Annotated in this window: 36 protein-coding genes; all 36 read left to right on the top strand. The window is 32.3% G+C overall.

Going from position 1 to position 17,348, the window contains the following annotated elements:
* The first annotated feature begins 17 nt into the window (after positions 1-17).
* Positions 18-152 (top strand): hypothetical protein, encoded by a 135-nt coding sequence (locus tag GYM73_RS09970; RefSeq protein WP_255570955.1) that lies wholly within the window; start codon positions 18-20, stop codon positions 150-152.
* 28 nt (positions 153-180) lie between these two features.
* Positions 181-639 (top strand): hypothetical protein, encoded by a 459-nt coding sequence (locus GYM73_RS07580; RefSeq protein WP_220233462.1) that lies wholly within the window; start codon positions 181-183, stop codon positions 637-639.
* 27 nt (positions 640-666) lie between these two features.
* On the top strand, positions 667-1,125 hold the full coding sequence (locus GYM73_RS07575; protein ID WP_220233461.1) for a hypothetical protein: 459 nt from the start codon (positions 667-669) through the stop codon (positions 1,123-1,125).
* A 27-nt stretch (positions 1,126-1,152) separates the two neighbouring features.
* On the top strand, positions 1,153-1,611 hold the full coding sequence (locus GYM73_RS07570) for a hypothetical protein (protein WP_220233460.1): 459 nt from the start codon (positions 1,153-1,155) through the stop codon (positions 1,609-1,611).
* Positions 1,612-1,639: 28 nt separating this feature from the next.
* Positions 1,640-2,098 carry a hypothetical protein gene (locus GYM73_RS07565; protein ID WP_220233459.1) on the top strand — a complete coding sequence of 153 codons (459 nt, stop codon included), beginning with the start codon at positions 1,640-1,642 and terminating at the stop codon, positions 2,096-2,098.
* Between the two features lie 28 nt (positions 2,099-2,126).
* Positions 2,127-2,585 (top strand): hypothetical protein, encoded by a 459-nt coding sequence (locus GYM73_RS07560; RefSeq protein ID WP_220233458.1) that lies wholly within the window; start codon positions 2,127-2,129, stop codon positions 2,583-2,585.
* Positions 2,549-3,073, top strand: a complete 525-nt coding sequence (locus tag GYM73_RS07555; RefSeq protein ID WP_220233457.1) for a hypothetical protein — start codon at positions 2,549-2,551, stop codon at positions 3,071-3,073. Before GYM73_RS07560 ends, GYM73_RS07555 begins: the two co-directional genes overlap by 37 nt.
* Before the next feature lie 50 nt (positions 3,074-3,123).
* The gene (locus tag GYM73_RS07550; RefSeq protein WP_220233456.1) at positions 3,124-3,582 is read left to right on the top strand and encodes a hypothetical protein; all 459 of its coding nucleotides are present in this window, start codon (positions 3,124-3,126) and stop codon (positions 3,580-3,582) included.
* Between the two features lie 28 nt (positions 3,583-3,610).
* Positions 3,611-4,069 carry a hypothetical protein gene (locus GYM73_RS07545; protein ID WP_220233455.1) on the top strand — a complete coding sequence of 153 codons (459 nt, stop codon included), beginning with the start codon at positions 3,611-3,613 and terminating at the stop codon, positions 4,067-4,069.
* Positions 4,070-4,371: 302 nt separating this feature from the next.
* Positions 4,372-4,995, top strand: a complete 624-nt coding sequence (gene rplC / locus GYM73_RS07540; protein WP_055425373.1) for a 50S ribosomal protein L3 — start codon at positions 4,372-4,374, stop codon at positions 4,993-4,995.
* Positions 4,986-5,615 (top strand): 50S ribosomal protein L4, encoded by a 630-nt coding sequence (gene rplD, locus GYM73_RS07535; protein ID WP_220233454.1) that lies wholly within the window; start codon positions 4,986-4,988, stop codon positions 5,613-5,615. The genes rplC and rplD overlap by 10 nt, the downstream gene beginning before the upstream one ends.
* 4 nt (positions 5,616-5,619) lie before the next feature.
* A complete protein-coding gene (gene rplW / locus GYM73_RS07530) occupies positions 5,620-5,910 on the top strand; it encodes a 50S ribosomal protein L23 (protein ID WP_220233453.1) in 291 nt (96 codons plus the stop codon).
* 13 nt (positions 5,911-5,923) lie between these two features.
* Positions 5,924-6,745, top strand: coding sequence for a 50S ribosomal protein L2 (gene rplB, locus GYM73_RS07525; RefSeq protein WP_105298127.1), 822 nt, complete (start codon positions 5,924-5,926; stop codon positions 6,743-6,745).
* Positions 6,746-6,751: 6 nt separating this feature from the next.
* Positions 6,752-7,030: a 30S ribosomal protein S19 gene (gene rpsS / locus GYM73_RS07520; RefSeq protein WP_055425369.1), complete on the top strand. Its 279-nt coding sequence runs from the start codon at positions 6,752-6,754 to the stop codon at positions 7,028-7,030.
* Between the two features lie 6 nt (positions 7,031-7,036).
* Entirely contained in the window at positions 7,037-7,441 is a 405-nt protein-coding gene (rplV, locus tag GYM73_RS07515) for a 50S ribosomal protein L22 (protein WP_055425368.1), read from the top strand.
* A gap of 2 nt (positions 7,442-7,443) precedes the next feature.
* The gene (gene rpsC, locus GYM73_RS07510; protein WP_055425367.1) at positions 7,444-8,139 is read left to right on the top strand and encodes a 30S ribosomal protein S3; all 696 of its coding nucleotides are present in this window, start codon (positions 7,444-7,446) and stop codon (positions 8,137-8,139) included.
* Positions 8,140-8,158: 19 nt separating this feature from the next.
* Positions 8,159-8,581 carry a 50S ribosomal protein L16 gene (gene rplP / locus GYM73_RS07505; RefSeq protein ID WP_055425366.1) on the top strand — a complete coding sequence of 141 codons (423 nt, stop codon included), beginning with the start codon at positions 8,159-8,161 and terminating at the stop codon, positions 8,579-8,581.
* A gap of 12 nt (positions 8,582-8,593) precedes the next feature.
* Positions 8,594-8,770 carry a 50S ribosomal protein L29 gene (gene rpmC, locus GYM73_RS07500; protein WP_105298126.1) on the top strand — a complete coding sequence of 59 codons (177 nt, stop codon included), beginning with the start codon at positions 8,594-8,596 and terminating at the stop codon, positions 8,768-8,770.
* A 32-nt stretch (positions 8,771-8,802) separates the two neighbouring features.
* On the top strand, positions 8,803-9,057 hold the full coding sequence (gene rpsQ / locus GYM73_RS07495; RefSeq protein ID WP_055425364.1) for a 30S ribosomal protein S17: 255 nt from the start codon (positions 8,803-8,805) through the stop codon (positions 9,055-9,057).
* 7 nt (positions 9,058-9,064) lie between these two features.
* A complete protein-coding gene (rplN, locus tag GYM73_RS07490; RefSeq protein WP_055425363.1) occupies positions 9,065-9,433 on the top strand; it encodes a 50S ribosomal protein L14 in 369 nt (122 codons plus the stop codon).
* Positions 9,434-9,448: 15 nt separating this feature from the next.
* Complete coding sequence (gene rplX, locus GYM73_RS07485) at positions 9,449-9,763, top strand: 50S ribosomal protein L24 (RefSeq protein ID WP_105298124.1); 315 nt, start codon at positions 9,449-9,451, stop codon at positions 9,761-9,763.
* A gap of 16 nt (positions 9,764-9,779) precedes the next feature.
* Positions 9,780-10,331, top strand: a complete 552-nt coding sequence (gene rplE, locus GYM73_RS07480) for a 50S ribosomal protein L5 (protein ID WP_105298123.1) — start codon at positions 9,780-9,782, stop codon at positions 10,329-10,331.
* Positions 10,332-10,339: 8 nt separating this feature from the next.
* A complete protein-coding gene (gene rpsN, locus GYM73_RS07475; protein ID WP_055425360.1) occupies positions 10,340-10,609 on the top strand; it encodes a 30S ribosomal protein S14 in 270 nt (89 codons plus the stop codon).
* A 63-nt stretch (positions 10,610-10,672) separates the two neighbouring features.
* Positions 10,673-11,071, top strand: coding sequence for a 30S ribosomal protein S8 (gene rpsH, locus GYM73_RS07470; protein ID WP_220233452.1), 399 nt, complete (start codon positions 10,673-10,675; stop codon positions 11,069-11,071).
* A 12-nt stretch (positions 11,072-11,083) separates the two neighbouring features.
* Positions 11,084-11,629 (top strand): 50S ribosomal protein L6, encoded by a 546-nt coding sequence (gene rplF / locus GYM73_RS07465; protein WP_105298121.1) that lies wholly within the window; start codon positions 11,084-11,086, stop codon positions 11,627-11,629.
* 11 nt (positions 11,630-11,640) lie between these two features.
* A complete protein-coding gene (gene rplR, locus GYM73_RS07460; protein ID WP_105298120.1) occupies positions 11,641-11,997 on the top strand; it encodes a 50S ribosomal protein L18 in 357 nt (118 codons plus the stop codon).
* Between the two features lie 14 nt (positions 11,998-12,011).
* Positions 12,012-12,533: a 30S ribosomal protein S5 gene (gene rpsE, locus GYM73_RS07455; protein WP_055425356.1), complete on the top strand. Its 522-nt coding sequence runs from the start codon at positions 12,012-12,014 to the stop codon at positions 12,531-12,533.
* 4 nt (positions 12,534-12,537) lie between these two features.
* Positions 12,538-12,714 carry a 50S ribosomal protein L30 gene (gene rpmD, locus GYM73_RS07450; protein WP_055425355.1) on the top strand — a complete coding sequence of 59 codons (177 nt, stop codon included), beginning with the start codon at positions 12,538-12,540 and terminating at the stop codon, positions 12,712-12,714.
* A gap of 6 nt (positions 12,715-12,720) precedes the next feature.
* Positions 12,721-13,170: a 50S ribosomal protein L15 gene (rplO, locus tag GYM73_RS07445; protein WP_160541868.1), complete on the top strand. Its 450-nt coding sequence runs from the start codon at positions 12,721-12,723 to the stop codon at positions 13,168-13,170.
* Between the two features lie 6 nt (positions 13,171-13,176).
* Complete coding sequence (gene secY, locus GYM73_RS07440; RefSeq protein WP_105298118.1) at positions 13,177-14,556, top strand: preprotein translocase subunit SecY; 1,380 nt, start codon at positions 13,177-13,179, stop codon at positions 14,554-14,556.
* 3 nt (positions 14,557-14,559) lie between these two features.
* Positions 14,560-14,775 (top strand): translation initiation factor IF-1, encoded by a 216-nt coding sequence (gene infA, locus GYM73_RS07435; RefSeq protein ID WP_055425352.1) that lies wholly within the window; start codon positions 14,560-14,562, stop codon positions 14,773-14,775.
* A 13-nt stretch (positions 14,776-14,788) separates the two neighbouring features.
* Positions 14,789-14,905 carry a type B 50S ribosomal protein L36 gene (ykgO, locus tag GYM73_RS07430; protein ID WP_073961215.1) on the top strand — a complete coding sequence of 39 codons (117 nt, stop codon included), beginning with the start codon at positions 14,789-14,791 and terminating at the stop codon, positions 14,903-14,905.
* Positions 14,906-14,909: 4 nt separating this feature from the next.
* Complete coding sequence (gene rpsM / locus GYM73_RS07425; protein ID WP_105298117.1) at positions 14,910-15,287, top strand: 30S ribosomal protein S13; 378 nt, start codon at positions 14,910-14,912, stop codon at positions 15,285-15,287.
* 11 nt (positions 15,288-15,298) lie between these two features.
* Positions 15,299-15,691 (top strand): 30S ribosomal protein S11, encoded by a 393-nt coding sequence (gene rpsK / locus GYM73_RS07420; RefSeq protein WP_160541869.1) that lies wholly within the window; start codon positions 15,299-15,301, stop codon positions 15,689-15,691.
* 27 nt (positions 15,692-15,718) lie between these two features.
* Positions 15,719-16,330: a 30S ribosomal protein S4 gene (rpsD, locus tag GYM73_RS07415; RefSeq protein ID WP_105298115.1), complete on the top strand. Its 612-nt coding sequence runs from the start codon at positions 15,719-15,721 to the stop codon at positions 16,328-16,330.
* 24 nt (positions 16,331-16,354) lie between these two features.
* Positions 16,355-17,347, top strand: a complete 993-nt coding sequence (locus tag GYM73_RS07410) for a DNA-directed RNA polymerase subunit alpha (RefSeq protein ID WP_220233451.1) — start codon at positions 16,355-16,357, stop codon at positions 17,345-17,347.
* Position 17,348: the final 1 nt, after the last annotated feature.

Here is a 17,348-nt window from a genome sequence, read left to right as displayed (position 1 = left end):
ATACTTCCAATGGAAATATGGTTGATGGGGCGAGATATCTTACTTATAGATTAACAGAAGAAGAATTATCCAAAGACACTTTAATTTATTATATATACGGAGGAAAAAAGAGAAAATGTATGGGAGAATTGTTATTGATAAAGAAGAAATAGTTTTTTTTATACGGATCAGAATAATGGTATGAATAAAAAAATACAAATAGTTTTAACAAGTGTATCTCTATTAAGTATGATAGGGTGCGATTTCGATGTACCCGATAGAACAAAGATTACACAAATAAGTGAGACAATAGAAGAATCGAAGGCTAATGGAGTTTTTTTGGCTGAATATAGGCCAAATAGAAAAATAATAAAAAAAGCATGGGTAGAAATCCCCTGGGTATATGATACTCTTGGAAATATCAAAAAACAAGGAGGAAATGAGTTATACATAGAAGCCATAGATAGTATAGGTCTTAGCGATAGTTGGTCAGAATGCGAACAAGGAGATACTTCCAATGGTAATATGGGTGTTAAGGGGAAATATCTTACCTATGAATTAACAGAAGAAGAATTATCCAAAGACACTTTAATTTATTATATATACGGAGGAAAAAAAAGAAAATGTATGGGAGAATTGTTATTGATCAAGAAGAAATAGTTTTTTTATACGGATCCGAAGAATGGTATGAATAAAAAAATACAAATAGTTTTAACAAGTGTATCCCTACTAAGTATGATAGGATGCAATATCGATGTACCCGATAGAACATTATTTACCCAGATAAGTGAGACAATAGAGGAATCGAAGGCTAATGGAGTTTTTTTGGCCGAATATAGGCCAAATAGAGAAATAATAAAAAAAGCATGGGCAGAAATCCACTGGGTATATGATACCCTTGGAAATATCAAAAAACAAAGAGGACATGAGTTATACATAGAAGCCATAGATAGTATAGGTCTCTCCCGAACATGGGAAAGATGCATGAATGGAGATACTTCCAATGGTAATATGGGTGTTAAGGGGAAATATCTTACCTTTATATTAACAGAAGAAGAATTATCCAAAGACACTTTAATTTATTATATATACGGAGGAAAAAAGAGAAAATGTATGGGAGAATTGCAATTGATAAAGAAGAAATAGTTTTTTTATACGGATCCGAAGAATGGTATGAATAAAAAAACACAAATAGTTTTAATAGGTGTATCTCTACTAAGTATGATAGGATGCGGTTTCGATGTACCCGATAGAACAAAGATTACACAAATAAGTGAGACAATAGAGGAATCGAAGGCCAAAGGAGTTTTTTTGGCCGAATATAAGCCGAATAGAGAAATAATAAAAAAAGCATGGGCAGAAAACCCCTGGGTATATGATACTCTTGGAAATATCAAAAGACAAAGAGGAAACGAGTTATACATAGAAGCCAAAGACAGTATAGGTCTCTCGCGAACATGGGAAAGATGTATGAATGGAGATACTTCCAATAATAATATTAGTATGGGAGCCGAGTATTTATTTTTTGATTTAACAGAAGAAGAATTATCTAAAGACACTTTAATTTATTATATATATGGAGGAAAAAAGAGAAAATGTATGGGAGAGTTGTTATTGATAAAGAAGAGATAGTTTTTTTTATACGGATCAGAATAATCGTATGAATAAAAAAACACGAAATATTTTAGCATGTGTATTCCTATTAGGTATGGTAGGGTGCAATATCGATATTCCCGACAGGACTTTATCTACCCAGATAAGTGAGACAATAGAAGAATCGAAGGCTAATGGAGTTTTTTTGGCTGAATATAGGCCAAATAGAGAAATAATAAAAAAAGCATGGGTAGAAATCCCCTGGGTATATGATACTCTTGGAAATATCAAAAAACAAGGAGGAAACGAGTTATACATAGAAGCCATAGATAGTATAGGTCTCTCCCGAACATGGGAAAGATGCATGAATGGTGATACTTCCAATGGTAATTTTAGTATGGGAGCCGACTATTTAATTTTTGAATTAACAGAAGAAGAATTATCCAAAGACACTTTAATTTATTATATATACGGAGGAAAAAAGAGAAAATGTATGGGAGAATTGCAATTGATTAAGAAGAAATAGTTTTTTTTTATACGGATCAGAATATGGTATGAATAAAAAAATACAAATAGTTTTAATAGGTGTATCCCTACTAAGTATGATAGGATGCAATATCGATATTCCAGATAAGACAAGCTCTGTTCAGGTAAGTGAGACGATAGAAGAATCGAAGGCAAGAGGAGTTTTTTTGGCCGAATATAAGCCGAATAGAGAAATAATAAAAAAAGCATGGGCAGAAAACCCCTGGGTATATGATACACTTGTAAATATAAGAAAATCAAAGGGGTTTAGATTATATATTCTATCAAAAGACAGTATAGGTCTTAGCGATAGTTGGTTAGAATGCGAACAAGGAGATACTTCCAATGGTACTATTAGTATGGGAATTGAGTATTTAATTTTTGAATTAACAGAAGAAGAATTATCCAAAGACACTTTAATTTATTATATATACGGAGGAAAAAAGAGAAAATGTATGGGAGAATTGCAATTGATAAAAAAGAAATAGTTTTTTTTTATACGGATCCGAAGAATGGTATGAATAAAAAAATACAAATAGTTTTAACAAGTGTATTCCTACTAAGTTTGATGGGATGCAATATCGATGTACCTGATAGAACATTATTTACTCAGATAAGTGAGACAATAGAGGAATCGAAGGCTAATGGAGTTTTTTTGGCTGAATATAGGCCAAATAGAAAAATAATAAAAAAAGCATGGGTAGAAATTCCCTGGGTATATGATACTCTTGGAAATATCAAAAAACGAGGAGGAAATGAGTTATACATAGAAGTCGAAGACAGTATAGGTCTCTCCCGAACAAGGGAAAGATGCATGAATGGAGATACTTCCAATGGTACTATGATTGTTGGGGCGAAATATCTTACCTTTAGATTAACAGAAGAAGAATTATCCAAAGACACTTTAATTTATTATATATACGGAGGAAAAAAAAGAAAATGGATGGGAGAGTTGCAATTGATAAAGAAGAAATAGTTTTTTTATAACCACCCTTTAAATGTCTTTATAAAGATTAAAAAAATGGTATGAATAAAAAAATACAAATAGTTTTAACAAGTGTATCTCTATTAAGTATGATAGGGTGCGGTTTCGATGTACCCGATAGAACAAAGATTACACAAATAAGTGAGACAATAGAAGAATCGAAGGCTAATGGAGTTTTTTTGGCCGAATATAGGCCGAATAGAGAAATAATAAAAAAAGCATGGGCAGAAATCCACTGGGTATATGATACCCTTGGAAATATCAAAAAACAAAGAGGACATGAGTTATACATAGAAGCCAAAGACAGTATAGGTCTTAGCGATAGTTGGTCAGAATGCGAACAAGGAGATACTTCCAATGGTAATGTGGGTGTTAAGGGGAAATATCTTACATTTATATTAACAGAAGAAGAATTATCTAAAGACACTTTAATTTATTATATATATGGAGGAAAAAAAAGAAAATGTATGGGAGAGTTGTTATTGATAAAGAAGAGATAGTTTTTTTTATACGGATCAGAATAATCGTATGAATAAAAAAACACGAAATATTTTAGCATGTGTATTCCTATTAGGTATGGTAGGGTGCAATATCGATATTCCCGACAGGACTTTATCTACCCAGATAAGTGAGACAATAGAGGAATCGAAGGCTAATGGAGTTTTTTTGGCTGAATATAGGCCGAACAGAGAACTAATAAAAAAAGCATGGGTAGAAATCCCCTGGGTATATGATACTCTTGGAAATATCAAAAAACAAAGAGGAAACGAGTTATACATAGAAGCCATAGATAGTATAGGTCTCTCCCGAACATGGGAAAGATGCATGAATGGTGATACTTCCAATGGTAATATGGGTGTTAAGGGGAAATATCTTATTTTTACATTAACAGAAGAAGAATTATCCAAAGACACTTTAATTTATTATATATACGGAGGAAAAAAAAGAAAATGTATGGGAGAGTTGCAATTGATAAAGAAGAAATAGTTTTTTTATATAAAAAACCGGAAATATAACTTTAGATATGCTAAAGATTATTTGATAAAAAAAACTGAATTATGAAGTGAAGTATAACAAATAGTAAAAAGATAAGAATATAAGTAATTTGTTCTAAATAGATTTACCAAAAATTGGATGGAATAATGATAAATTTTAAATTAAAATTTTAATCAAGTTAAAACCATTGAAATCAAAATAAAAACTAATTATAAAAAATTTTGAATCAGAATGTTAAATTGTGAAAAAAATTTTTTAATTTTGCAGTCCGAAAAAATATATAAATAGAACAAATGTCAGGTATTATTGGAAAAAAAATTGGCATGACCAGCTTGTTTGACGAGGAAGGTAAAAACATTCCTTGTACTGTTATAGAAGCGGGTCCATGTACAGTTTTACAGGTCAGAACCGAAGAAAAGGACGGCTATTATGCGGTTCAACTAGGTTTCGATGACAGAAGTGAAAAAAATGTCGGCAAAGCCCTTTTAGGTCACTTCAAAAAAGCAGGTTCAACACCAAAAAGAAAAATGGTGGAGTTTCGTCATGGATTTGACGGATTGAAAATTGGAGAAGAAGTAAAAGTTGATTTATTTTCAGAAGGAGAATATGTTGACGTTACCGGAACTTCAAAAGGTAAAGGATTCCAAGGGGTGGTTAAAAGACACGGCTTTGGAGGGGTTATGCAAGCAACACATGGTCAGCATAACAGATTAAGAGCTCCGGGTTCTATTGGAGCAGGATCAGATCCATCCAGAGTATTTAAAGGAATGAGAATGGCTGGAAGAATGGGTGGAAATCAAGTGACAGTGCAAAATTTACAGGTTATAAAAGTGGACAATGAAAAAAATCTTTTAATTGTAAAAGGTGCAGTTCCGGGTCCTAAAAATTCATATGTAATTGTAAGAAGATGGAATTAGTAGTACTAGATAGAAGCGGAAAAGAAACCGGAAGAAAGGTTGCTTTAGACGAAACAATATTTGGAGTTGAACCAAATACACATGCTGTTTACTTAGAAGTAAAGCAATATTTGGCATCACAGAGACAAGGAACTCATAAATCTAAAGAAAGATCCGAATTAAGTGGGTCAACTCGTAAACTTCATCGTCAAAAAGGAACAGGAGGTTCTCGAAAAGGGGATATCAACAACCCTTTGTTCAGAGGTGGAGCAAGAGTATTTGGACCTAGACCAAGAGATTACAGGTTCAAATTAAATAAATCATTAAAAAGAATAGCAAAAAAATCAGTTTTTAGCCAAAAATTAAAAGAAAACAACTTAAAAGTAGTTGAAGACTTAAATTTTGAAGCACCAAAAACAAAAGATTTTACTAAAGTTTTACAAGATTTAGGACTAGCTAACAAAAAAGCTTTGTTTATTTTAGGGCAGTCTAATAAAAATGTATACTTGTCATCACGAAATTTACAAGACGCTAAAGTATTAGGATATAACGAGATAAGTAGTTATGATGTCTTAAAAGCGAATGAAGTGGTTTTGTTTGAAAGCTCAGTAGAAAAAATACAAGAAAATTTAAGAAAATAGAATTATGTCTGTACTCATAAAACCTATTATATCAGAAAAAGCTAACGAAATCGCTGAAAAAAGAAATCGTTATACTTTTTTAGTAAATACTAAAGCGAATAAGTCAGAGATTAGATATGCTGTAGAACAAGCTTACGGAGTTAATGTAGTTGCAGTAAGAACATTAATTTCTGCACCTGTTGTTAAATCAAAATATACAAAAACAGGTCTTCAAGTTGGAAAAACTAATAAATTGAAAAAAGCAATGGTTGACATAAAAGAAGGTCAAACCATTGATGTATTTGGAAATATATAATTTATAAAGAATCATGTCGGTAAGAAAATTAAAACCTATCACCCCCGGACAAAGATTCAGAATTGTTAACAATTTTGAAGAAATCACTACTTCAAAACCGGAAAAATCCTTACTAAGAGGAATTTCTAAATCAGGAGGTAGAAATAATTCCGGAAAAATGACCATGCGTTATACCGGAGGTGGACACAAGAAACGATACAGAGAGATCGATTTCAAGAGAAATAAGTTTGGCATTCCGGCTACTGTAAAATCAGTAGAATATGATCCAAACAGAACTGCATTTATCGCATTATTGGTTTATGCAGACGGTGAAAAACGCTACATTGTGTCTCCTCACGGTATTAAGGTAGGACAAAAAGTCGTTTCAGGAGAGAGTGTTGCTCCTGAAATTGGAAACGCAATGAAATTAAAAAGCATACCTTTAGGTACTGTTATTTCATGTATTGAGTTACGTCCCGGACAAGGAGCGAAAATGGCAAGAAGTGCCGGAACCAGCGCACAACTTATAGCCAGAGACGGTAAATATGCCGTTCTTAAAATGCCTTCCGGAGAAACTCGTATGATTTTAGTTGAATGTATGGCAACAATTGGTTCAGTTTCCAATTCAGATCATCAGCTAATCGTATCTGGTAAAGCAGGTAGAAGCAGATGGTTAGGAAGAAGACCAAGAACAAGGCCGGTAGCAATGAACCCTGTAGATCACCCAATGGGAGGTGGTGAAGGTAGATCAACCGGAGGACATCCAAGATCTAGAAAAGGTATGCCTGCAAAAGGATACAAGACTCGTTCAAAGAAGAAAGAATCGAATCGTTATATTTTACAAAAAAGAAAATAATCTAGTATGGCACGTTCGTTAAAAAAAGGACCTTATATTCACTATAAATTAAACAAGAAAGTTCAAGCAAATATAGAGTCAGGAAAAAAAGTCGTGATTAAAACATGGTCTAGAGCATCAATGATATCTCCGGATTTCGTTGGTCAAACGTTTGCAGTACATAACGGAAAACAATTTGTACCGGTATATGTAACTGAAAATATGGTTGGACATAAGCTAGGAGAATTTTCACCTACTCGTGTGTTTAGAGGTCATGCAGGAAATAAAAATAAAGGTAACAGATAATAAGCAATGGGTAACAGAAAACAAAATAGTGCAACAGCACGTAAAGAAGCTAAGAAAAATTTAGCAATTGCTCGCTTGAATAATTGTCCTACCTCGCCTAGAAAGATGAGATTAGTAGCAGATATCATTAGAGGCGTTGATGTTGATAAAGCATTATACATATTAAAATATTCAAAAAAAGAAGCTTCAATCAGATTAGAAAAACTTTTATTAAGTGCCATAGCTAATTGGCAAGTTAAAAATGAAGGTAAAGACATCGAAGAAGCTAAACTTTATGTAAAAGAAATTTTTGTTGACGGTGGATCTATGTTAAAAAGATTACGTCCTGCTCCTCAAGGGAGAGGATATAGGATTAGAAAAAGATCTAATCATGTAACAATTATTCTAGGAAACAAAAACGAAGTAAATTAAGTATGGGACAGAAAACAAATCCAATAGGTAATAGATTAGGAATCATTCGAGGATGGGATTCTAATTGGTATGGTGGAAAAAACTTTGGAGATAAAATAGCAGAAGATTACAAAATCAGAAGATATTTAGAAGCAAGATTATCCAAAGCAGGTGTTTCCAGAATTTACATCGAAAGAACTTTGAAATTAGTTACTATTACCATCACCACAGCAAGACCTGGAATTATCATAGGAAAAGGTGGTCAGGAAGTAGATAAATTAAAAGAAGAGTTAAAAAAGATTACTAAAAAGGAAATTCAAATAAATATTTTTGAAATTAAAAGACCTGAACTGGATGCAAAATTAGTTGCAGAAAGTGTAGCTCGTCAAATTGAAAGCCGTATCTCATATAGAAGAGCTGTTAAAATGGCTATCGCATCTACAATGAGAATGAACGCTGAAGGAATTAAAATTATGATTTCCGGACGTTTAAACGGTGCTGAAATGGCAAGATCAGAGTCTTTTAAAGAAGGAAGAATTCCTTTGTCAACTTTCCGTGCTGATATCGATTATTATATTGCTGAAGCTCATACAACTTATGGTCGCTTAGGGGTAAAAGTATGGATTATGAAAGGCGAAGTGTATGGTAAAAGAGAGTTATCTCCGTTAGTAGGTCTTCAGAAAAAGACTCAGAAAAGAAAAGTTAAAGAAAGAAGATAAAAAAATATCTTAGGTAATTATGTTACAACCAAAAAGAACAAAATTCCGTAAACAGCAAAAAGGACGTATGAAAGGTCTTTCTTACAGAGGAAGTAAATTAGCATACGGTACTTTTGGAATTAAAGCGTTAGATTCAGTATTTATTACTGCAAGACAGATAGAAGCTGCACGTATTGCTGCCACTCGATATATGAAAAGAGAAGGACAATTATGGATTAAAATATTCCCGGATAAGCCTATTACCAAAAAACCTGCTGAGGTTCGTATGGGTAAAGGAAAAGGTGCTGTGGAATATTGGGTAGCAAGAGTATCACCAGGAAGAATTTTATTTGAAATAGGGGGAGTTCCTTATGATGTTGCAAAAGAAGCATTACGACTTGCAGCTCAAAAATTACCGGTGAAAACTAAATTTGTTGTTGCTAACGATTTTGTGCAATCATAAATAATAAAATCGATGAAAGCAGTTGATATAAGAAATTTAAGTCAAGAAGAAGTTAAAGCAAAATTAGCTGAAACAAAAGCTGAGTATGCTAAACTAAGATTATCACATAAAGTGTCTCCAATTGGAAATCCGATTCAATTAAGAGAGATGAGAAAAACAATAGCAAGGTTGTTAACAGCCTTAAAGTAATTTAAAATCCGAAAAAGAATTTAATTTCAATTATGGAAAGAAATTTAAGAAAAGAAAGAATCGGAGTAGTATCTAGCAATAAGATGGATAAAACTATCGTTGTTAGTGAGACAAGCAGAATGAAACATCCCATGTATGGGAAATTCGTTTTAAAAACTAAAAAATATACTGCTCACGATGAGAAAAACGAATGCAATGAAGGAGATACCGTTCGCATTATGGAAACTCGTCCATTGAGTAAGAGTAAAAGATGGAGATTAGTAGAAATATTAGAAAGAGCTAAATAATTTAGAGATGCTACAAACAGAATCAAGATTAAAAGTTGCAGATAATACTGGAGCAAAAGAGGCTTTAGTTATCAGAGTGTTAGGAGGTTCAAAAAGAAGATATGCATCTGTAGGTGATAAAATAGTTGTTACTATTAAAGATGCTACTCCATCAGGAAACGCTAAAAAAGGTCAAGTATCTAAAGCAGTAGTGGTTAGAACTAAAAAACCTGTAAGAAGGAAAGACGGTTCTTATATTAGTTTTGAAGATAATGCATGTGTATTGTTAAATGCAGCAGGAGAAATGAGAGGAACTCGTGTTTTTGGACCGGTAGCCAGAGAATTACGTGATAAAGAGTATATGAAAATTATATCATTAGCTCCTGAGGTATTATAAGGTAAATTAAAAAAAATGGCAAAAGTTAAAATAAAAAAAGGAGATAAAGTTCAAGTTCTTGCCGGATCTTACAGAGGAAAGCAAGGACAAGTTTTAGTAATTTATCCTGAAAAAAACAGAGCGATAGTTGAAGGAGTTAATATAGTTAAAAAACATAGAAAACCTTCAGCAGAAAATCCTCAAGGAAGTATTATTGAAAAAGAAGCTTCTATACATATTTCTAACTTAGCTCTATTGGATCCAAAATCTGGAAAACCAACAAGAGTAAGTTATAAAATGGATGGTGAGAAAAAAGTTAGAGTTGCAACCAAATCAGGAGAAGTGATTTAATTAAATTTGAAAGATTATGCAATACATAGCAAGACCGAAACAATTATATAAAGATAAAATCATCTCTGCTCTAAAAGAGGAATTTGGTTATACATCTGTGATGCAAGTTCCAAAACTAGAAAAGATTGTGATAAGCCAAGGATTAGGGGCAGCAACAGCAGATAAAAAAATTGTTGATTATGCAGTTGAAGAAATTTCTTTAATTGCAGGACAAAAAGCAATACCATGTCTATCTAAAAAAGATGAAGCCGGTTTCAAACTAAGAAAAGGAATGCCAATCGGCGCAATGGTTACCTTACGTGGTGATAGAATGTATGAGTTTTTAGATAGATTAATTACTGCTGCTCTACCTCGTGTTAGAGATTTTAATGGAATAAAATCAGATGGTTTTGACGGTAGAGGTAACTATACATTAGGAATTACTGAACAAATCATATTTCCAGAAATAAATATTGATAAAGTGAAGAAAATTCAAGGTATGGATATTACCTTTGTAACTAATGCAAAAACCGATAAGGAAGCAAAAGCATTATTAACCCACTTTGGATTACCATTTAAAAAGAATTAATTAATAGTATGGCTAAAGAATCAATGAAAGCGCGTGAGCGCAAAAGAGAAGCACTTTCAGCTAAATATGCCGCTAAAAGAAAAGCTTTAAAAGAAGCCGGAGACTACGAAGCACTTCAAAAGCTTCCTAAAAACTCTTCTCCGGTAAGATTACACAATAGATGTAAGCTTACAGGAAGACCAAGAGGATATATGAGAGTTTTTGGAATTTCCAGAGTAACTTTTAGAGAAATGGCTAACGAAGGATTAATACCGGGAGTTAAAAAAGCTAGTTGGTAAAAATTAAAAAATAACAGATTTTAAAAGTAGAATTTAAATTCTATACTCTAAAATTAAATAAATATGGTTACAGACCCAATTGCAGATTACTTAACAAGAGTAAGAAATGCCATGAGAGCAGGACACAAAGTTGTTGAAATTCCTGCATCAAAAATTAAAAAAGAGATTACTAAAATTCTCTTCGATCAAGGATATATCCTTAACTACAAATTTGAAGAAGGTAGTGTACAAGGAGTTATTAAAATTGCTTTAAAATACGATAAAGTAACTAATCTTCCGGCTATCAAAAAAATTCAAAGAGCATCTAAACCGGGCTTAAGAAAATATTCCGGTTGTAAAGAACTTCCAAGAGTTTTAAATGGATTAGGTATCGCTATTATCTCAACTTCAAAAGGAGTAATGACAGATAAGAAAGCTAGACAAGAAAATGTTGGTGGAGAGGTAATTTGTTATGTTTATTAAAAAATTGAAGAAATGTCAAGAATAGGAAAAGCAATAATAAATATTCCAACAGGTACTACCATTGATTATAAAGATAATGTAGTTACAGTTAAAGGAAAAAACGGTGAGTTAAAACAAGAACTTACCGGAGGAATAACTATAAATATTGAAAATTCTGAATTAGCAGTTCAACGTCCATCCGACAGTAAAGAACATAAATCTTTGCATGGATTATACAGAGCCCTTATTAATAACATGATAGTTGGTGTATCTGAAGGATTCACCAAAAAATTGGAATTAGCGGGGGTAGGTTATAGAGCATCTAATCAAGGCCAAAAATTAGAATTGGCTTTAGGATTTTCGCATTTAGTAGTTATAGAGTTACCTCAAGAGGTAAAAGTGGAAACTTTAACTGAAAAAGGTAAAAATCCAATAATTACTTTATCTTCGTATGATAAACATTTATTAGGGATGGTTTGTGCAAAAATAAGATCACTTCGTAAACCTGAACCTTATAAAGGTAAAGGAGTTAAATTTGTAGGAGAACAAATCAGAAGAAAAGCAGGTAAATCTGCATAAAAAATTAAGTTATGGCATTAACTAAAAGAGAAAAAAGAATAAGAGTTAAAAGGAGAGTACGTAAAAATATATTCGGTACAGCTGAAAAACCTCGTTTGTCAGTTTTTAGAAGTAATAAAGAAATTTACGCTCAACTTATAGATGATAATTCTGGCAAAACTTTAGCTTACGCATCTTCGCGTCAAAAAGAAATTGCCGGAGAAAAAGGAACAAAAACTGAAATTTCTGCTTTAGTAGGTAAAAAATTAGCTGAAAATGCTAAAGTAGCCGGTATTGAAACTGTGGTTTTTGATAGAAATGGCTTCATATATCACGGAAGAGTGAAAGCCTTAGCTGATGGTGCTAGAGAAGGAGGTTTAAAATTTTAATACATTAAAAAATTATGTTAGGAATAAATAATATTGAAAGAGTAAAACCAGGTGGGTTAGAACTTGTAGATCGTTTAGTAGGTGTACAAAGAGTAACAAAAGTAACCAAAGGTGGTAGAGCATTCGGATTTTCAGCTATTGTGGTTGTAGGTGATGAAAAAGGAGTTGTAGGATTTGGTTTAGGTAAATCAAAAGAAGTAGCTAGCGCTATTTCAAAAGCTGTAGAAGATGCTAAGAAAAATTTAGTTAGAGTACCGATATTAAACGGTTCACTTCCACATGAACAATCTGCAAAATATGGCGGTGCTGATGTATTTATACGTCCGGCATCTCATGGTACAGGTTTGATTGCTGGGGGAGCAGTTCGTGCCGTATTGGAATCTGCAGGAGTTAAAGATGTACTTTCAAAATCTAAAGGATCTTCAAATCCACATAACGTAGTAAAAGCAACAGTAAAAGCACTATTAAACTTAAGAAGTGCTGAAACTATTGCACAACAAAGAGGAGTTTCACTTTCTAAAGTATTTAAAGGATAAGAACATGGCAACGATAAAAATAACTTTAAAAAGAAGTTCAATTAAAAGACCGAAAAATCAAAAGCTTACTTTAGAAGCATTAGGTTTAACTAAATTGAATAAGACCGTTGAACATGAAGCAACCCCACAAATATTAGGTATGGTTGCAGTAGTAAAACATTTAGTAACTGTTGAAGAATAATAAGATATGAATTTACATACTTTAAAACCTGCACAAGGTTCAACACATAATAGCAAGAGACTAGGTAGAGGTCAAGGAAGTGGTAAAGGAGGTACTTCTACTAAAGGTCACAAAGGAGATAAATCTCGTTCAGGACATAAAGATAAAGTAGGATTTGAAGGAGGTCAAATGCCTTTACAAAGAAGGATTCCTAAATTTGGCTTTAAGAATATCAATAGAAAAGAATATGTGGGTATTAATTTAGACACAATTCAAGGTTTAATTGATAGTAATAAAATTTCTACTGAAATCACCAAAGAAACTTTAATCCAAAATGGATTAATTTCTAAAAATGATTTAGTTAAAATTCTTGGTAGAGGAGAATTAAAATCAACCGTTAATATAACTGTTGATAAATATACTAAATCAGCAAAAGAGGCTATAGAAAAAGCCGGAGGGAAAGCTAACATCTTATAAAATAGCATGAAAGGATTTATACAGACATTAAAGAATATCTGGAGTATAAAAGAGTTAAGAGATAAACTTATTTTCACTTTTGTTCTAGTATTGGTATACAGATTTGGTACGCATGTTTCACTTCCTGCTATCAATATGGTAGAAGTAGATAATATTCTTGAAATCTACAAAAACAATGGTGGAAACCAACAGGCTACCGGTCTGTTAGGGTTATTATCTTCATTTACGGGAGGTGCATTCAGTAAAGCATCAATTTTTGCTTTAGGTATTATGCCGTATATATCTGCTTCTATTGTGGTGCAATTAATGGGATTAGCTATACCTTATATACAAAAACTACAAAAAGAGGGAGAAAGCGGTCGTAAGACGGTTAATCAGATTACTAGGTGGTTGACAATTTTAATATGTTTAATACAAGCTCCTGCCTATTTGACATCTATTACACAAGTCTTTCTACCTATTGAGCAATTTAGAACAGCCTATTTAGTAGATCCCAATAATATTTTCTTATTTTGGGTGCCAAGTATTATAATCTTAATTTCAGGCACAATTTTTGCTATGTGGATGGGGGAAAAGATAACTGACAAAGGAATCGGTAATGGGATATCTATTTTAATTATGGTTGGTATTTTAGCAGGTTTTCCAACAGCATTTGTTCAAGAAGTTGGTGTACAAATGGGAGATACCGGAAAAGGACTTATCATGATGTTTATAGAAGTAATTGCTTGGTTGTTAGTTATCATATTATGTATTATGTTGACTGTAGCCGTAAGAAAAGTTCCTGTACAATACGTGAGTAGAACAAAATCTGGATCATTACGTTCCATAACAAATGCGGCTAGGCAATATATACCATTAAAAGTTAATGCAGCCGGTGTAATGCCTATCATTTTTGCACAAGCACTAATGTTCATACCGGGTTTATTGGTACGTTCTGAAACAACTACTAATACTTTTTGGGCAGGATTTAGTCAAGTATTTAGTTGGCAATATAATTTATTATTTGCCCTGTTAATAATAGTCTTTACCTTTTTCTACACAGCTATTACAATTCCTATAAATCAAATGGCTGATGATTTAAAAAGAAATGGAGGATTAATTCCACGTGTAAAACCAGGTAAAGAAACAGCTGATTATTTAGATGATGTTTTATCTAAAATTACACTACCTGGAGCTATTTATTTAGCTCTTATAGCAGTTCTTCCTGCAATAGTTAAAATTATCGGTCTCACCGCAACCGATAAATTTGCTTTATTTTTTGGTGGAACTTCTTTATTAATTATGGTAGGTGTATTATTAGATACTGTACAACAAATTAATACTTATTTATTAAACCACCATTATGATGGTTTAATGCAGTCAAGATTAAGTAGAAATCCGAATTAATATATGGCAAAACAAAAACATATAGAACAAGACGGAACTATTATTGAAGCATTGTCTAATGCAATGTTCAGAGTAGAATTAGAAAATGGCCACATTTTAACCGCACATATTTCTGGTAAAATGAGGATGCATTATATTAAACTATTACCTGGAGATAAAGTACGGTTGGAAATGTCACCCTATGATTTATCAAAAGGAAGAATAACTTTCAGATATTAAAATAGAAAGAAAAATGAAAATTAGAGCATCACTTAAAAAAAGAAGTTCAGATGATATTGTTGTAAGACGTAAAGGTCGTCTATACATTATAAACAAAAAAAATCCTAAATTTAAACAAAGACAAGGTTAATACTATGGCTAGAATTTCCGGTGTAGATTTACCAAAAAATAAAAGAGGAGTTATAGGCCTTACCTATATTTACGGTGTTGGTAAAAGTACTGCAGCTAAAGTTTTAAAAGATGCAGGAATTAGTGAGGATAAAAAAGTTTCTGAATGGAATGACGATGAAGTTAATGCTATCAGAAAATTCATTTCCGAAAACGTTAAAGTAGAAGGAGAATTACGTTCTGAAATTCAATTAAATATTAAACGTTTAATGGATATTGGATGTCAGAGAGGTATCAGACATCGTCTAGGTTTACCACTTAGAGGTCAAAGAACCAAAAATAATTCTCGTACAAGAAAAGGTAAAAGAAAAACTGTAGCTAATAAGAAAAAAGCCACTAAATAATAAATAGAAACATGGCAAAAACAGCATCAAAAACAGCTAAAAAAAGAAAAGTTAAAATTGAAGCAGTAGGAGAAGCTCATATCCAAGCCTCATTTAATAATATTATTATCTCTTTAACAAATAAAAACGGAGAAGTAATATCATGGGCATCTGCTGGAAAAATGGGTTTTAAAGGCTCTAAAAAAAATACCCCTTATGCAGCACAAATGGCAGCTGAAAATTGTGCGCAAGTTGCGTATGAATTAGGATTAAGAAGGGTAAAAGTTTTTGTGAAAGGTCCGGGAGCTGGAAGAGAATCCGCTATTCGAACTATTCATAATGCTGGTATTGAAGTTAGTGAAATCATTGATGTAACTCCTATACCACATAATGGATGTAGACCACCAAAAAGAAGAAGAGTTTAATACTATTAATATCATTCAAATTTTATAATGGCAAGATATATTGGTCCAAAAACGAAAATAGCTAGAAAATTCGGACAAGCTATTTATGGGGAAGATAAGTATTTTGAAAGAAGAAAATACCCTCCAGGACAACACGGTCCGAACAAGAGAAGAGGTGCTAAAAAATCTGAATATGCAGTTCAGTTGGCTGAAAAACAAAAAGCAAAATATACTTACGGTATATTAGAAAGACAATTTGCAAATTTGTTTGACAAGGCACAAAGAAGTAAAGGGATTACCGGTGAAGTATTATTACAATTATGTGAATCTAGACTAGATAACGTAGTTTATAGATTCGGTTTGTCTAATACTAGAGCAGGATCTCGTCAATTAGTATCACACAAACATATCACAGTTAATGGAGAGATTGTAAATATACCTTCTTATCTATTAAAACCGGGTGATGTGATTGGAGTTAGAGAAAAATCTAAATCATTACAAGTAATTAAAGATGCTTTAGCTAATAATTCTCATAAAACTTATGAATGGTTAGTATGGAATGATGAAAAACTATCAGGAGATTTTAAAGTAGTTCCTGAAAGAATTCAAATTCCAGAAGATATCAAAGAACAATTGATAGTCGAATTATATTCTAAATAAAACAAAAAATTAGCTAAGATTTATATGGCAATTTTAAACTTTATAAAACCTGATAAGGTAATTTTAGTTGAATCAGATGATTTTAAAGGTCAATTTGAATTCAGACCCTTAGAGCCTGGATTTGGATTAACCGTTGGAAATGCTTTAAGAAGAGTTTTATTATCTTCGTTGGAAGGGTATGCTATTACATCAATAAGAATTGAAGGAGTTGAACATGAATTTTCAACTATTCCGGGTGTAATAGAAGATGTGACTGAAATCATATTGAATCTTAAAAAAGTTAGATTTAATAATCAAATCAATAAAGGTGGAAATGAAATTGTAACAGCTCAAATATCCGGAAAATCAGAATTGACAGCCGGAGATTTAGGTAAATTTATTTCTTCTTATCAAGTTTTAAATCCTGATTTAGTGATTTGTCATATGGATAAATCAGTTAAATTTAATATAACTTTTAATATAGATAAAGGAAGAGGGTACGTACCTGCAGAACAAAATAAATCTAATCACGCTCCAATAGGAACTATAGCAATTGACTCTATTTATACTCCAATTAGAAATGTTAGTTATAGTATTGAAGATTATCGTGTAGAACAGAGAACTGATTATGAAAAGCTTATTTTAGATATTCAAACAGATGGTTCAATAACTCCTCAAGAAGCTTTAACAGAAGCAGCTAAAATATTAATTCATCATTTTATGTTATTTTCTGATGAGAGAATAACATTAGAAGCAGATGTTGTTTCATCCGCAGACACTTATGACGAGGAAGCTCTTCATATGAGACAGTTATTAAAAACTAAACTAGTTGATATGGATTTATCTGTTAGAGCTCTTAATTGTCTTAAGGCTGCAGAAGTTGAAACTTTGGGAGAATTAGTTTCCTTTACAAAATCAGATTTAATGAAGTTTAGGAATTTTGGTAAAAAATCTCTGACCGAATTGGAAGATTTAGTTTATTCTAAGAATCTGACTTTTGGTTTGGATGTTTCAAAGTATAAATTAGAAGCAGAATAAT

This window comes from Apibacter sp. ESL0432 (genome assembly GCF_019469225.1).
Lineage (GTDB): Bacteria > Bacteroidota > Bacteroidia > Flavobacteriales > Weeksellaceae > Apibacter.
The sequence above is the reverse complement of the archived record's forward strand: the minus strand, read 5'-3'. Positions and strand labels throughout refer to the sequence as shown.

What these genes read in the sequence shown, in the direction of transcription:
- rplN (WP_055425363.1), top strand. Translation starts at nt 9,065, where the DNA reads ATGCTACAAACAGAATCAAGATTAAAAGTTGCAGATAATACTGGAGCA.
- ykgO (WP_073961215.1), top strand. Translation starts at nt 14,789, where the DNA reads ATGAAAATTAGAGCATCACTTAAAAAAAGAAGTTCAGATGATATTGTT.
- GYM73_RS09970 (WP_255570955.1), top strand. Translation starts at nt 18, where the DNA reads ATGGTTGATGGGGCGAGATATCTTACTTATAGATTAACAGAAGAAGAA.
- GYM73_RS07410 (WP_220233451.1), top strand. Translation starts at nt 16,355, where the DNA reads ATGGCAATTTTAAACTTTATAAAACCTGATAAGGTAATTTTAGTTGAA.
- rpsN (WP_055425360.1), top strand. Translation starts at nt 10,340, where the DNA reads ATGGCTAAAGAATCAATGAAAGCGCGTGAGCGCAAAAGAGAAGCACTT.
- GYM73_RS07570 (WP_220233460.1), top strand. Translation starts at nt 1,153, where the DNA reads ATGAATAAAAAAACACAAATAGTTTTAATAGGTGTATCTCTACTAAGT.
- rpsC (WP_055425367.1), top strand. Translation starts at nt 7,444, where the DNA reads ATGGGACAGAAAACAAATCCAATAGGTAATAGATTAGGAATCATTCGA.
- rplD (WP_220233454.1), top strand. Translation starts at nt 4,986, where the DNA reads ATGGAATTAGTAGTACTAGATAGAAGCGGAAAAGAAACCGGAAGAAAG.
- rpsM (WP_105298117.1), top strand. Translation starts at nt 14,910, where the DNA reads ATGGCTAGAATTTCCGGTGTAGATTTACCAAAAAATAAAAGAGGAGTT.
- rplW (WP_220233453.1), top strand. Translation starts at nt 5,620, where the DNA reads ATGTCTGTACTCATAAAACCTATTATATCAGAAAAAGCTAACGAAATC.
- rplC (WP_055425373.1), top strand. Translation starts at nt 4,372, where the DNA reads ATGTCAGGTATTATTGGAAAAAAAATTGGCATGACCAGCTTGTTTGAC.
- GYM73_RS07580 (WP_220233462.1), top strand. Translation starts at nt 181, where the DNA reads ATGAATAAAAAAATACAAATAGTTTTAACAAGTGTATCTCTATTAAGT.
- rplO (WP_160541868.1), top strand. Translation starts at nt 12,721, where the DNA reads ATGAATTTACATACTTTAAAACCTGCACAAGGTTCAACACATAATAGC.
- rpmC (WP_105298126.1), top strand. Translation starts at nt 8,594, where the DNA reads ATGAAAGCAGTTGATATAAGAAATTTAAGTCAAGAAGAAGTTAAAGCA.
- rpsS (WP_055425369.1), top strand. Translation starts at nt 6,752, where the DNA reads ATGGCACGTTCGTTAAAAAAAGGACCTTATATTCACTATAAATTAAAC.
- infA (WP_055425352.1), top strand. Translation starts at nt 14,560, where the DNA reads ATGGCAAAACAAAAACATATAGAACAAGACGGAACTATTATTGAAGCA.
- rplB (WP_105298127.1), top strand. Translation starts at nt 5,924, where the DNA reads ATGTCGGTAAGAAAATTAAAACCTATCACCCCCGGACAAAGATTCAGA.
- rpmD (WP_055425355.1), top strand. Translation starts at nt 12,538, where the DNA reads ATGGCAACGATAAAAATAACTTTAAAAAGAAGTTCAATTAAAAGACCG.
- GYM73_RS07545 (WP_220233455.1), top strand. Translation starts at nt 3,611, where the DNA reads ATGAATAAAAAAACACGAAATATTTTAGCATGTGTATTCCTATTAGGT.
- rpsH (WP_220233452.1), top strand. Translation starts at nt 10,673, where the DNA reads ATGGTTACAGACCCAATTGCAGATTACTTAACAAGAGTAAGAAATGCC.
- rplV (WP_055425368.1), top strand. Translation starts at nt 7,037, where the DNA reads ATGGGTAACAGAAAACAAAATAGTGCAACAGCACGTAAAGAAGCTAAG.
- rpsK (WP_160541869.1), top strand. Translation starts at nt 15,299, where the DNA reads ATGGCAAAAACAGCATCAAAAACAGCTAAAAAAAGAAAAGTTAAAATT.
- rpsD (WP_105298115.1), top strand. Translation starts at nt 15,719, where the DNA reads ATGGCAAGATATATTGGTCCAAAAACGAAAATAGCTAGAAAATTCGGA.
- GYM73_RS07555 (WP_220233457.1), top strand. Translation starts at nt 2,549, where the DNA reads ATGTATGGGAGAATTGCAATTGATAAAAAAGAAATAGTTTTTTTTTAT.
- rpsQ (WP_055425364.1), top strand. Translation starts at nt 8,803, where the DNA reads ATGGAAAGAAATTTAAGAAAAGAAAGAATCGGAGTAGTATCTAGCAAT.
- rpsE (WP_055425356.1), top strand. Translation starts at nt 12,012, where the DNA reads ATGTTAGGAATAAATAATATTGAAAGAGTAAAACCAGGTGGGTTAGAA.
- rplR (WP_105298120.1), top strand. Translation starts at nt 11,641, where the DNA reads ATGGCATTAACTAAAAGAGAAAAAAGAATAAGAGTTAAAAGGAGAGTA.
- secY (WP_105298118.1), top strand. Translation starts at nt 13,177, where the DNA reads ATGAAAGGATTTATACAGACATTAAAGAATATCTGGAGTATAAAAGAG.
- GYM73_RS07575 (WP_220233461.1), top strand. Translation starts at nt 667, where the DNA reads ATGAATAAAAAAATACAAATAGTTTTAACAAGTGTATCCCTACTAAGT.
- rplX (WP_105298124.1), top strand. Translation starts at nt 9,449, where the DNA reads ATGGCAAAAGTTAAAATAAAAAAAGGAGATAAAGTTCAAGTTCTTGCC.
- rplE (WP_105298123.1), top strand. Translation starts at nt 9,780, where the DNA reads ATGCAATACATAGCAAGACCGAAACAATTATATAAAGATAAAATCATC.
- GYM73_RS07560 (WP_220233458.1), top strand. Translation starts at nt 2,127, where the DNA reads ATGAATAAAAAAATACAAATAGTTTTAATAGGTGTATCCCTACTAAGT.
- rplP (WP_055425366.1), top strand. Translation starts at nt 8,159, where the DNA reads ATGTTACAACCAAAAAGAACAAAATTCCGTAAACAGCAAAAAGGACGT.
- GYM73_RS07550 (WP_220233456.1), top strand. Translation starts at nt 3,124, where the DNA reads ATGAATAAAAAAATACAAATAGTTTTAACAAGTGTATCTCTATTAAGT.
- GYM73_RS07565 (WP_220233459.1), top strand. Translation starts at nt 1,640, where the DNA reads ATGAATAAAAAAACACGAAATATTTTAGCATGTGTATTCCTATTAGGT.
- rplF (WP_105298121.1), top strand. Translation starts at nt 11,084, where the DNA reads ATGTCAAGAATAGGAAAAGCAATAATAAATATTCCAACAGGTACTACC.